Source organism: Rhizobium tumorigenes, assembly GCF_003240565.2.
Classification (GTDB): domain Bacteria; phylum Pseudomonadota; class Alphaproteobacteria; order Rhizobiales; family Rhizobiaceae; genus Rhizobium; species Rhizobium tumorigenes.
On the sequence record NZ_CP117257.1, the window covers coordinates 53,705 to 66,199 of the forward strand.

The window sequence follows — 12,495 nt, forward strand, 5'->3', positions numbered from 1 at the left end:
CCAACGTTCGGCATCTCCGAACTTTTCCGTTAGAAGCATATCTCGGGAAAGATATGTCCGAGATCCGTGAATAATGAAATCAATATTGTTAGCAATAGAGCTTATCGCGTGAAATGGTCTACCTCGCGTCGGTGACTTCGTGGTTGCCGTCCCGGTCATGGATGATCGCAGGGGGGCAGCCTTATGACAAACGAGATTCCGACGGCACCCGATGTGCGCCGTCTCGCCGTGAGCTTTTCGAAGACCTCGGCCTCGACGTTGCAGGTGCCAGCCGCCCTTGCCTGGAAGGGCGCGTCCTTATTGCTGCGGCTGCTCTCGGGTGCGACCGTACCCGCTGTCGTACTGCTGGGGCTTCTTTTCGTGATCTTTACCATAGGGCGTCTCCTGCCGACGGATCCGGTTCTCACGGTAATCGGTGATCATGCACCCCAAGCACTCTATGAACAGATGTATAGCGAGATGCATCTGGACAAGCCGATACCTGAGCAGTTCGTGTTGTTCGTCATCGATATGGCACGGGGAAACTTCGGTGTCGCCACAACCACGGGAAACCCCGTCGCGCAGGATATAGGCCGGTTCTTGCCGGCTACGATCGAGTTGGCGACCGTGGCAATCGTGCTGGGTGTTGGCCTGGGCGTGCCTGCCGGCCTGCTGGCGGTTCGGTTTGCCGACCGCTGGCCCGACAGCCTGGTGCGCGTCGTTGCGATCCTCGGGAATTCTATCCCGATTTTCTGGATGGGCCTGGTGGGGCTGCTGCTGTTTTACGCGCATCTTGGCTGGGTGGCGGGTCCGGGCCGTCTCGATATTGTCTATCAATATACGATACCCGTGGTGACCGGCTTCGTTCTCGTGGACACCGCGCTCAGCGGCAACCTGTCGGCTTTTGGCAATGCGCTGTCCCACCTTGCGCTTCCGGCCGCGCTTCTGGGCTTGGTCGCCTTCAGTGACATCGCCCGCACGACCCGTGGCTTCATGCTGTGGCAGTACCGACAAGACTATATCAACGTTGCGCGGCTGAAGGGATTGTCGGAAACGCGGGTGCTGTGGCGCCACGCCTTGCCCAACACGGTCGGACCACTCCTCGCCGTGGTGGCTTGGAACTATGCCTACCTGCTTGAGGGGGCCGTCTTGACAGAGACCGTGTTCGCCTGGCCGGGGCTTGGTCTCTACATCACCCAGTCGCTCCTCGCCTCTGATATGCGCGCGGTTCTCGCCGGAACACTGATCATCGGTACCCTCTTCATGGTGCTCAACAGGGTGGCGGAGGTTGCACAAGCGCGCGTCGATCCGCGGACACGGGTTTGATGATGCTCGCAGTCAAGGCATGGCTCTTCGACGATAGCCCGGATACTCCGCTGCAGGCGCAACTGGGACGCGTTGCACGCGATGTCTCGATGCTGCTGCGCGATCCCGTAGCTGTTGCCGGTCTATTTACCGTTTTGCTGATGGTAGGTATGGCCGCGCTCTCCTCGGTGCTGCCGGTTCAAAATCCCAACCTCCAGGTTCTGGCAGATCGATTGCAGCCGCCGTCCGCCAGCCACTGGTTTGGAACCGATATGCTTGGCCGTGACATTTTTTCGCGCGTGCTATCAGGCGCGCGGCCAACACTTTCAATTGTCGCAAGCGTCCTTGCACTCGTCGTGCCCGTCGGCGTGATGGCTGGCATCGCCTCAGGGCTTTTCCCCCGGTTGGACACGCCCATCATGCGTCTGTGTGACGTCTTCATGGCGTTTCCCCGCCTTATCCTGGCGATTGCCGTCGCGGTGACGCTCGGCCCCGGTATAGCGACGGCGATCATAGCAATCGCGTTGACGGGCTGGCCCTCCTATGCGCGCATTGCTCGCGCCGAGGCGGTGACGCTTCGTGGCGCGGAGTTCGTGCAGGCCGCGCACGTCATTGGCGCCTCCCGCATTCGCATCATGTTTACGCACATTCTGCCGCTCTGCCTGCCTTCGGCCATCGTGCGTGCCACGCTCGATGCATCCAGCATCATTCTCATCACATCAGGTCTGGGGTTCCTGGGTGCAAGCGTGCCACCGCCGCAAGCGGAATGGGGAGCGATGGTTGCCGACGGGAGAGATGTCATATTCGGGGCGTGGTGGGTTTCGACGATGCCTGGCATAGCGATATTGTTCTTCGCTCTCGGGTTCAATCTGCTGGGCGATGCGTTGCGCAACCTCGTCGACCCGCGATCCTGAGAGGAAATCCCGTTGCTGGCTCCGTTGCTTGATATCCGTGATCTGAAGGTCGGCTTCCGCGCTCCTACTGGTTATGTAGAAGCCGTGAAGGGCGTGAGCTTCACATTGGGCCGCGAGCGGCTCGCAATCGTTGGAGAATCCGGATCGGGGAAATCGATGACGGTTCGTGCTTTGCTCGGCCTTGCCGGGCATAATGCCATCGTAACGGCCGAACAGGCGCGTTTCTGCGAGATGGATCTGCTGCGCTTGACCGGCCGCCAACTCAGCGCAGTGCGCGGCCATCGCATCGCAATGGTGGTTCAGGATCCAAGACAAGGCCTCAACCCGATTCAGACGGCCGGTCGGCAGATCGCCGAGATGCTCCGCCTGCATCGACGGACCGGGCGGTCGGACATGCGCAAAGCGGTGGAAACACTTCTCGATGAGGTGCACATCCGCAATCCGCGCCGCGTGTTCGATCTTTATCCCCACGAACTGTCCGGCGGAATGGCGCAGCGGGTGATGATTGCGATGATGCTGGCGGGCGGGCCGGATATTTTAATTGCAGACGAGGCGACATCAGCTCTCGATGCCGTTGTCCAGAGGCGTATTCTCGAGCTGATCGACGAGCAGGTTCGGTTACGCGGCATGGGGCTCATCCTCATCAGTCACGATCTCGAGCTTGTTTCCGACTTTGCGGATCGCATCCTGGTCATGTATGCGGGCCGTACGGTAGAAACGCTGGCCAGCGGGCAGGGTTACCAGACCGCACAACATCCTTATACGCGTGGGCTGATCGCCTGCGTGCCATCACTGGATGATCCTGGGCGCCGTTTGCCGGTTCTAACGCGCGACCCGGATTGGGCCAGATGACGCTCCAAGCCCTTTCCATCGACGGAGTCTCGGTCCGGCTCGGAACGTCAGTCATTCTCGATGATGTTTCACTCAATCTTGGCCAGGGCGACAGCCTCGGCATCGTCGGCGAATCAGGGTGCGGCAAAAGCACGTTGCTGAAATGCATTGCGGGTATTCACGACACATGGTCCGGAACGATCGAGGTCTTTGGGCGCAGGCTCAGCGCCCGCCGCACCTTTGCCGATCGCCGCATGTTACAGATCGTTTTCCAGGATCCGGCGGCCGCACTCAACCCGGCGCATACCGTAGACACGATCCTGCGCGAACCTTTGATCGTTCATCGCTTCGACCGTCAGGACAAGCGTATTGCCGACGTGCTTGATGCAGTCGGACTGCCGCGTTCCGTGCGCTTCCGTTTCCCGGGCCAGATTTCCGGTGGACAGCGACAACGTCTTTGCATTGCCCGCGCGCTGCTCGTCGAGCCGCGAGTTCTTCTCCTCGACGAGCCGACCTCATCGCTCGACGTGTCTGTCCAGGCCGAAATCCTCAATCTCCTGGCAGACCTGCGCGTCGAACGGCAGATTTCCTACCTCCTCATCAGCCACGATCTCGCAGTCGTCGCGCAGCTCTGTGAAGGCATCGCGGTCATGGCAGCTGGAAAAATTGTTGGGCACACCACGCGCGAGGAATTGCGGGGCGGCTCAAAAGACCAAAGCTATCGCGAGCTTTTGCTACCCAATTCAAAAGACTAGGCCCTACGCTGCGGCCAAGACGTCACGTCAGTCCCTTCTTCCATCGGCTTGTTGATTAACGTTTGAGCAGAATGCCTCGATCCTGTGCGCTTACGACCGCGACTTGAGAAATATTTTCCCATCTCACCTCACGATTGAGCACATGATTGTTATCAAAATTGATATCAATCTGATTGGATGAAGTCATTAGAATGAGGTGCTATCGAGATGACATCTTCAACACTTGTGCAGCAATTGAGAGAGCAGGTTCTGCGTCATCCGGACCGACTGGCGGTCGTGTCGGATACGGGTTCGCTGACCTTTGCGGATATCTGGCTTCGCAGCGGTCAGGCTGCGGCTCATCTGCGCAAGCACGGCGTTGGCTCCGATGCCGTCGTCGGTGTTTTCGTTGACTCCTCGCTTGAGCTCGAAATCGCGATCTGGGCGGTTCTGCGCGCCGGCGGCGCCTATCTTCCATTGTCGCCGGAATACCCAAGCAGCCGGTTGCGGTACACACTCGAAAACTCCGGGGCAAGAATCATCCTCACCACCGTTCCACTCGCAAGCGATGCCCGTACGATTGAGACTACCGATAGCACCGTCATTGCCTTGGAAGAGTGTTTTGAAGGTACAGACACCGCCGAGCACGAGGACGACTTAGAGCCAAGCGATCTCGCCTACGTGATCTACACGTCGGGAAGCACAGGCAAACCCAAAGGTGTCGCTATCACGCATGAGAGTATAGCGCATCAACTCGCTTGGCTGCGGGACGCGATGGGCATCGATGACACCGTTCGCATCTTGCAGAAGACGCCTTTCAGCTTTGACGCAGGACAATGGGAAATCCTTGCCGTTGCTCAGGGCGCGACGGTGGTCATGGCAGGCATCGGTTCTTACCGCGATCCGGCTCGGTTGATCGAGACTGCAAAGCATCACGATGTCAACACGCTGCAGTGTGTGCCAACGCTTTGGTCGGCCCTTCTGGAAGCCGAGGGATTTCGTGATCTCAACCTGTCGAAGATCTTCAGCGGTGGGGAAGCGTTGACGTCCAGTCTTTCACGCGGCCTATCGATTGCCCATCCGACGGCAATTCTGGTCAATCTCTATGGCCCGACGGAAACCACCATCAACGTCTCTTCCTATGTCGTGAAGGCGGAAGATTTGGACGACACGGATCGCGTCCTGCCCATCGGATACCCGGTCTATGACACCGACCTCATCGTCAGCGATGGGGTAAACGAGATCGCGGCGGGTGAAGTCGGCGAGCTCTATATCGCAGGTCCGCAGTTGGCGCGCGGGTATATCGGAAATACCGAATTGACGGACGCCAAGTTCGTGGCTCTCGTCGATGCCAAGGGCCTGCAACGCCGGGCATACCGAACCGGCGACCTTGCCATCAAGGAGGCCGACGGCTGCGTGAGCTTTGTCGGGCGGGTGGACAATCAGGTTAAAATCAACGGCCACCGCATCGAGCTGGACGAGATCCGTCTGGCGATCGAGAATCATCGCTGGATCCGGCGCGCGACCGTGGTGCCGTGGCAGTCCCGTCTTGGAACCGCGCAATTGGCAGCCTTCGTCGAACTTGACGACGGAGAGGCGGCGCTGATGGACAAGAACGTTGCTGGCAGTCACCACAAGTCCAAGTCCAGCCGCCGACAGGTGAACGCACAATTGTCGAACAGTGCTTTCCGTGCGCCGGATGAACTCGACGGAAACACTGTCACTCTGCCTTTCCGCGAAGCGTCCGATGACGTTGCGAAACGGGTATTTGCGCGCAAAACCTATCGTAATTTCAGGACAAGGGTTGATGGCGACCAGATCGTCCGGGCGATAACCGTAGCGAAGCGGCACCCTGTTTCTACAGCCCATGGCGAACCCACGCTGGACAAGGCGTTGGTTGGCAAAGTTCTCAGATGGTTTGGACCATTCCTGAGTGATGCACGGCTCCTCGCAAAATATGCCTACGCGTCTCCCGGCGCATTGAATGCCTCGCAGATATTCCTGGAAGTCAACGATGTGGATGGGCTGTGGCCCGGGCTCTACTACTTCCACCCGATTAATCACACGTTGACGCTCGTATCGCTGGGCACGTCGGCCGGTGAAGGCATCCGTCTTCATGTTTACGGCAAGCGCAGCCGAATCCAGGAGGTTTATTCGACAAATGTCGATGAGGTTCTCTACCTTGAGGCGGGACACATGCTGGGGCTCCTCGAAGAGGTTGCAGCGGAAAATTCCCTGTACCCAATCAAGACCGCACCGCCGCACCGCGTTCCGGCCGGTCTTTTCAATTCAGAGGATTTCGTCCACACGCTGAGCGTCGAGCTTTCGCGCGAGCCGAGCACCCGAGCGAGCATCGATTCAACCATCCTCGTCCAAATTCACGAGGAGACACCGGATGGCGTATCCCCCGGAACCTATCGGCTCGACGACGGAAATCTTGCGCGCATTGGTGAACCCGTCATCCGCCGTAAGGATGTTATTGCCATCAACCAAGCTGTCTACGACCGCTCGACATTCGGCGTCGCTTTCGTCGTGTCGAAGCTAGCTGGTTGGACCGGTTTCGTCGAGCTCGGCCGTCTTCTCCACCGTCTGCAGACGAGCGATCCTGCGATCGGGTTGATGTCGTCCGGGTATAGCTCGCTGTCAGGCTTCGAAATGGCGACATCCAGCCGGCTGGAAGGACTTATCGGAAAGGACTTTTCGCCTAGCACAAGCGCAGGGACACTTTCCTATTTCGCGCTCGGCGGCGGAGTGTCGCCCGCGCAGCGATCAAGCCGCGGCATGGACGAGGACCTTGTGCACATGCGCGGTCCCGCTGAAATCCTCAAGGAGGAGCTGCGCGAGTTTCTGCCTGAATACATGGTTCCGGGTCGCGTTCGTGTCATCGAAACCACGCCGACGACGCCAAGCGGCAAGATCGATTTGCAATCGCTGCGCGACCTTGTTGAAGCCGAAGAAAACGCGCGTCCTTTGGTTCTCCCGGCAAGCCGCATTGAAATCGAGATCGCCAGCATCTGGAGAGACATTTTGCGTCTGGGTGACGAAGAACTGTCGATCCGCGATTCCTTTTTTGACGTCGGAGGCAATTCGCTCTTTGCCATGGCGCTTGTCAATCGGCTCAATTCAAGATTTGGCACACGTATGCCGATACAGGCGCTTTTCGCGGCACCGACGATAGAAGCGCTGGCAAGGGAGGTTGGTTCCGGCGCGAGCAGCTTTGAGAGCCGCCTTGTCAGCCTGAACGATGCTCACGAAGGGCGGCCGATCTATTGCTGGCCGGGGCTCGGAGGGTATCCCATGGGCCTTCGCTCCCTCGCGCAGGCTGGCGACGGTTCCTATCGGTTCGTCGGAATTCAGGCTCACGGCATCAACACCGGTGAAATCCCGTTCCCGACCATCCAGGACATGGCGGCGGCGGACGTAGAACTCATCCAGCGCGATCAGCCAGACGGCCCCATTACTTGTGTCGGTTATTCGTTCGGCGCTCGGGTGGCCTTCGAAACGGCCTTTCAGTTGGAACAGCTTGGCCGAACGGTGGAGCAGCTCGTTCTCATTGCCCCTGGATCTCCGTTGCAACAGACAGCACCGGCGGTTGCCCAGGCCGATCGCTTCGGTGATGAGCGTTTCTTGCGCATTCTCCTGTCAGTCTTCGCCGGGACGCTGAATTCACCCATAGAGGCGGAGCTGCTTGCCTTCGTTCGTGACGAGCGCGGCTTCGTGGACTTCATCGTCGAGCGATTTGAAGGTCTCTCGACAGAGCTGGTCTCTCGGATCGTTGGGGTCGTCAAGGCGACGTTTTCCTTCGAATACACATTCGACGAACTCGACCAACGTGCGGTGACGGCACCAATCACCCTCATCAAGGCCAAGGGCGATGATTATTCCTTCCTGGAGACTGCAGGCGCGCAAATCCGGAAACACTTCAGCCAGATCATCGAACTTTCCCACGACCATTACGCGATCCTTCGCGGCGGAGGCCAGACAGCGCTCGCCCAAGTTCTCAGTAACATCCTTTCATCCGATCGGGAGATCTCCATGCCCCATATCAGTGTCAAGCATTTCCCAGCCCATATCGATGAGGACCGCCGTCAGGCATTGGCGGACGAGCTCACATCGGCGGTCATCAAGGCTTTCGGCTGCGCACCCCATGTCGTTTCGGTGGCGCTCGAACCGATCGAGGAGGCGCACTGGGATGCGCTCGTCTACCAGCCCGAGATCATCGGTCGGCAGAAGTTTCTGGTCAGAGAACCAAACTACGGCCTGCAACAGGCCGCCAAATAGGGAGAGAAGAGATGGAAAAAGCAACAGCGGCCCGGTTCTTCGGGCAAGCAGCGATATGGGGTGCGAGTTTCACCTTCATCAAGTTGGCACTGGAAGACTTCAGCCCCAATCAACTCGTTCTGTTCCGGCTGATTCTGGGCGCGGCGACGCTCGCTGCGATCATCGTTTTTACCGGCAGGTCATTCAAACTGACGGGGAGGGCATGGGTCCATGTCGCGGTCTCCTCCATCTTTGCAAACGTCATTCCCTATCTCCTCCTTAGCTACGGCGAGCTTCACACAAGCGCTGGTCTTGCGGGCGTGCTTATCGGTGGCACGCCGCTGGTGACGCTCTTCATCTCGACCGTTGCCTTGCAAAATGAGCCCGCAACCGGACGCAAGGTGGCTGGATTTATCCTGGGGTTCCTGGGCGTGGCGCTCGTGGTCAGCCCGTGGAACGTGGAGGGGAGTTCCCTTCTCGGTGCTCTGGCATGCTTCGGCGCCGCGGCCAGCTATGCGGTGGGATATGCCTATGTCAGTCGCTACCTATCGCCCTTGAAGATCGACCCAATCACGCTGGGTGCCAATCAGTTGATTGCGGCCGCTGTTCTTCTCGGCCTTGCCCTGCCGTTCTTCCCCTGGCCGACAATCGAAACGGTTTCGGCGGTTCCGTTGCTGTCGTTGTTATACCTCGGAATTCTCGCCAGTGGCATCGCCAACATCCTATACTTCCGGCTGATCCAGGACGTTGGCGCATCGACAGCCTCTGCTGTTGACTATGTCGTACCCGTCTTCGCCGTTTTGTTCGGCGCGGTTCTGCTGCTTGAACCCCTGTCGTGGAACATCATTGTGGGTGGTTTGGTCATCCTGGTTGGGATGGCGCTCGCCGAAGGTCGCATCTCATCGTCCACCCTGCCTCAAGCATCCGGAAAGGCTAACTCATGAGTGGCATCGAACCTTTCTCGCCAAGCACCGGCTCAGTGCGTGCGGTCCCTCCAGATATCGACACGCACCCGGCCCCACTCGCCCGCAACAGCGGACAGATCAAGCCTGCGGTATCCGAGACTGCGGGTAGCGCGCGCTCCTTCGGCACTGGCGTCGGTGGTACACCTGTCCTGGAATTGCCGGCAGATATTGCAGGGGGGCGAGGGATCTTCGCCAAGCTTGAGAAATACAACCCCTATTCCAGCATCAAGGACCGCATTGCCTGGTACATGCTCGCAGGAGCAGAAGCGCGTGGGCAACTCGTTCCTGGCCAGGGTACGGTCATCGAGGCAACGTCCGGCAACACAGGCATTGCACTAGCAGGTTTTGCACGGTCGAGGGGCTATCGCTGCATCATCGTGCTTCCCGACAGCGCATCGAAAGAGCGCATCGAGTTGCTGAAATTCTTCGGCGCAGAACTGGAGCTGACACCCAGCGAAGCCGGATATACGGCCGCGATCGAGAAAGCTGAGCAACTCCGCGACGCAACGCCAGGGGCATGGTTTGCCTGCCAGCACGAAAACACAGACAATGTTCTTGCCCATTACGAAACAACCGGCCCGGAACTGTGGCGTGATCTCGGTGAACGTATCGACGTCCTCGTCTGCGGCGTCGGGACGGGCGGAACGATCAGCGGAACCGGGAAATATCTCAAGGAACAAAACCCTGATATAAAGATCGTGGCCGTTGAGCCGGCTCGCTCGGCCGTGCTGAGCGGGCAGCCCGGGGGGATACACCGTATTCCGGGGTTAAACGGCGGCTTTGTTGCGACAACAACCGACCGCACCCTCATCGATGAGATCGTGACTGTCGAGGACGAAGACGCCTGGTCGACGGCGCGAAGCCTGGCAGCCGCCGGGATCGTTGCCGGAATTTCCTCAGGTGCCGTCACACATGTCTGCCGCCAGCTTCGGCAGCGACCGGCTTTCGTGGGTGCCCGCATTGCAACGATCTTTCCGGATTCCGGTGAGCGATACGTATCCCTCCTCAGTTCATAGCCGCCGATCAAACCGGCGCCTGACGTTTAAACCCAAGTGACAACCGTCAATTATCCCACGAAAGGAAACCTTCATGACGCAATTTTCCAAGACGCTGTTTCCCGGTGAAGGTGAATCCGTCGAGATCGGAACCACCACACATACGACCTTCAAGGCTGTCGGCAAGGAAACAGACGACCGTATCGGTCTGTTTGAGCACCGTATGAAACCGGGTGCACCCGGAGCGTCTCCGCATATTCACCGCCATCAGCTCGAGGCGTTCTACGTCCTGGAAGGTAAAGTGGAGATCTACATTGACGGCGAGCATGTGGAAGCGCCGGCTGGCACCTACATTCAAGTGCCCGAAGATGTTCCTCATGGCTTCCACAACCCCTTTGACACAGAAGCTGTCATGCTGATCTTCTTCAGCCCGGGCAAGAACCGCGAAGAATATTTCCGCAGGCTGGGCGCCCTTTATGCCAATGGCCGCCGCGCCACGGAACAGGAGCTCATCGAGCTTATGGCCGACTTCGACCAGTTTGAAGTCGAGTATACCGGGGACGTCCCTGGCTGGGGCCGGCACTAACACCAACCGTTCTCCTCATCGTCAGACTGTGGCCGGCAGGTCTCTGCCGGTCGCCTCTCCGTGACATAAAAAGGGTTGCCTATGTTTCCGAATCCGTTTGACGACCAGCCGTTCCAAATGAAGATGAAAGCGGCGATTACATTTGTCTGCCTTGTTTCGGCAAATATTGCAGCATGGGTTTGGGCCTGGGTGGCATTTGCCGATCGACCCGCTCTGATGGGTACTGCTTTCCTCGCCTACATGCTTGGGTTGCGTCACGCCTTCGACCCTGATCATATCGCGGCGATCGACAACGTGGTTCGCAAGCTGATGCAGGAGGGCAAGGCCCCTTTTTCTGTTGGCTTTTTCTTTTCGCTCGGCCATTCGAGCATTGTCGTTCTGGCATCCATCGTCATCGCTGCGACGGCAGCTGCCATGCAGCTCGACGAGGTCGCAGACATCGGCGGCATTATAGGGACCACCGTGTCGGCAGTGTTCCTGCTGATCATCGGCATTGCCAACCTGATCGTGCTGAAAGGGATCTGGTCTGCGTTCAAGCGGGTCCGAAGAGGCGAAACGATCGTTGACGAAGACCTTGATGCTCTCCTCGCAGGGCGTGGTCTCATGGCAAGGATCTTCCGGCCCGTCTTTCGTGTCGTTTCCCGCTCCTGGCACATGTATCCCATCGGCTTCCTGTTCGGCCTCGGATTCGACACGGCAACTGAAATCGGGCTTCTTGGCATCTCGGCGATGCAGGCTGCCCAAGGCATGTCCTTCTGGACGATTCTGGTTTTCCCCGCGCTATTCACCGCCGGCATGTCGTTGATGGACACCACGGACAGCGTGCTGATGACCGGCGCTTACGGCTGGGCATTCGTCAACCCGGTTCGTAAGCTATGGTACAATTTGACGATCACTGCAGCTTCCGTGGTCGTCGCAGTGTTCATCGGCGGCTTGACCGCAGCCAACCTTATCGTGGATAAACTCGGTTATGACGGCGACTTCTGGCGCTTCCTCGGTGGTCTGAACGACAATCTTTCGAGCGTCGGCTATGCGGTCGTAGGCATCTTTATCGTGAGCTGGATCGTTTCGACGATTATCTATCGCAGAAAGGGCTATGACACCGTTCCGGCGCGATGAGCATGCAACGGCCACGGACCTGCAATGCCGGTTGGCGTCTTATCGGGCTACGATCCAATGGGTGAGCTCGATATTGCGCGCGAGGCCGAAGAAATGGCAGCCATTGGCAGCATGTTGCGAAAACGGTGGCAGGAGGGCGGGTTTCATGCCGTCGTGTCGATAAATGTACCGCATGAGCCGTTCGAGCTTCGGGGGCTTCCCCTTTCGATTGAAGAAAAGGATCGAGCACGGCGCTTCCGGCAGGTCATGAACTGCAATCGATCCGTCATGAGCTGGATCGTGTTGCGCAGCATTGTTGGTGCGATGCTCGATACGCGGCCGGAAAATGTGACGGTCGTTCGGGCGCTGGCAGGCAAGCCGTCGGTTCAACCTGGGCCGGGGATCAGCATATCACACGCAGGGGACCTCGCAGTCGTGGCTTTCTCGAGCGAGATGGATATTGGGGTCGATGTCGAGACGATTGAGCAGGATGACGCTCTGTTACTCACCGTCATGGGCACTTTGTCGCCGCGAGAGTTGGCATGCCTCTCCACAGATCGGATGGCAAAGTCGGAGTTCCTGCTTCGCGCATGGACGCGAAAAGAGGCTGCGGTTAAGGTCGCAGGCTCGGGCCTTTCCGTCGATCTTACGAAAGTGTCAGTCGCCGAACAGGAGGGGTGCCGCTTCCAATGCCACTTGCCGGGGGCGGAGATCATCACGGGCACTGATCTGCATTTGGGTTCCGGCTATATTGCCGCGTTGGCGTCGAAGACTTTTATCAATGACGTTGCTCAATATCACATAAGACATTTCTGAGACGCCACCAGA

Annotated in this window: 10 protein-coding genes; all 10 read left to right on the forward strand. The window is 58.5% G+C overall.

The genetic code is table 11. The annotated features are described in order from the left end of the window. Window positions 1-183: 183 nt before the first annotated feature. The 10 genes from PR017_RS21825 (at window position 184) to PR017_RS21870 (ending at window position 12,483) form a co-directional block, all read left to right on the forward strand. Window positions 184-1,305 (forward strand): ABC transporter permease, encoded by a 1,122-nt coding sequence (locus PR017_RS21825; RefSeq protein WP_111218284.1) that lies wholly within the window; start codon window positions 184-186, stop codon window positions 1,303-1,305. After that, on the forward strand, window positions 1,305-2,198 hold the full coding sequence (locus PR017_RS21830) for an ABC transporter permease subunit (protein ID WP_206423131.1): 894 nt from the start codon (window positions 1,305-1,307) through the stop codon (window positions 2,196-2,198). The genes PR017_RS21825 and PR017_RS21830 overlap by 1 nt, the downstream gene beginning before the upstream one ends. A gap of 12 nt (window positions 2,199-2,210) precedes the next feature. Further along, window positions 2,211-3,050, forward strand: coding sequence for an ABC transporter ATP-binding protein (locus PR017_RS21835; protein WP_111218282.1), 840 nt, complete (start codon window positions 2,211-2,213; stop codon window positions 3,048-3,050). Next, window positions 3,047-3,784, forward strand: a complete 738-nt coding sequence (locus PR017_RS21840) for an ABC transporter ATP-binding protein (protein WP_111218314.1) — start codon at window positions 3,047-3,049, stop codon at window positions 3,782-3,784. Before PR017_RS21835 ends, PR017_RS21840 begins: the two co-directional genes overlap by 4 nt. 207 nt (window positions 3,785-3,991) lie before the next feature. Continuing rightward, window positions 3,992-8,044, forward strand: a complete 4,053-nt coding sequence (locus tag PR017_RS21845) for an amino acid adenylation domain-containing protein (protein WP_111218280.1) — start codon at window positions 3,992-3,994, stop codon at window positions 8,042-8,044. Between the two features lie 11 nt (window positions 8,045-8,055). After that, complete coding sequence (locus PR017_RS21850) at window positions 8,056-8,967, forward strand: DMT family transporter (RefSeq protein ID WP_111218278.1); 912 nt, start codon at window positions 8,056-8,058, stop codon at window positions 8,965-8,967. Further along, window positions 8,964-10,004: a PLP-dependent cysteine synthase family protein gene (locus PR017_RS21855; RefSeq protein ID WP_111218276.1), complete on the forward strand. Its 1,041-nt coding sequence runs from the start codon at window positions 8,964-8,966 to the stop codon at window positions 10,002-10,004. Before PR017_RS21850 ends, PR017_RS21855 begins: the two co-directional genes overlap by 4 nt. Before the next feature lie 73 nt (window positions 10,005-10,077). Then, entirely contained in the window at window positions 10,078-10,569 is a 492-nt protein-coding gene (locus PR017_RS21860; RefSeq protein WP_111218274.1) for a cupin domain-containing protein, read from the forward strand. Window positions 10,570-10,650: 81 nt separating this feature from the next. After that, on the forward strand, window positions 10,651-11,688 hold the full coding sequence (locus PR017_RS21865; RefSeq protein ID WP_111218272.1) for a HoxN/HupN/NixA family nickel/cobalt transporter: 1,038 nt from the start codon (window positions 10,651-10,653) through the stop codon (window positions 11,686-11,688). A 57-nt stretch (window positions 11,689-11,745) separates the two neighbouring features. Continuing rightward, window positions 11,746-12,483 (forward strand): 4'-phosphopantetheinyl transferase family protein, encoded by a 738-nt coding sequence (locus PR017_RS21870; protein ID WP_111218270.1) that lies wholly within the window; start codon window positions 11,746-11,748, stop codon window positions 12,481-12,483. Window positions 12,484-12,495: the final 12 nt, after the last annotated feature.

Excerpts from the sequence above, each read along its gene's own strand:
- PR017_RS21825 (WP_111218284.1), top strand. The coding sequence starts at position 184 with ATGACAAACGAGATTCCGACGGCACCCGATGTGCGCCGTCTCGCCGTG.
- PR017_RS21830 (WP_206423131.1), top strand. The coding sequence starts at position 1,305 with ATGATGCTCGCAGTCAAGGCATGGCTCTTCGACGATAGCCCGGATACT.
- PR017_RS21840 (WP_111218314.1), top strand. The coding sequence starts at position 3,047 with ATGACGCTCCAAGCCCTTTCCATCGACGGAGTCTCGGTCCGGCTCGGA.
- PR017_RS21845 (WP_111218280.1), top strand. The coding sequence starts at position 3,992 with ATGACATCTTCAACACTTGTGCAGCAATTGAGAGAGCAGGTTCTGCGT.
- PR017_RS21850 (WP_111218278.1), top strand. The coding sequence starts at position 8,056 with ATGGAAAAAGCAACAGCGGCCCGGTTCTTCGGGCAAGCAGCGATATGG.
- PR017_RS21855 (WP_111218276.1), top strand. The coding sequence starts at position 8,964 with ATGAGTGGCATCGAACCTTTCTCGCCAAGCACCGGCTCAGTGCGTGCG.
- PR017_RS21860 (WP_111218274.1), top strand. The coding sequence starts at position 10,078 with ATGACGCAATTTTCCAAGACGCTGTTTCCCGGTGAAGGTGAATCCGTC.
- PR017_RS21865 (WP_111218272.1), top strand. The coding sequence starts at position 10,651 with ATGTTTCCGAATCCGTTTGACGACCAGCCGTTCCAAATGAAGATGAAA.
- PR017_RS21870 (WP_111218270.1), top strand. The coding sequence starts at position 11,746 with ATGGGTGAGCTCGATATTGCGCGCGAGGCCGAAGAAATGGCAGCCATT.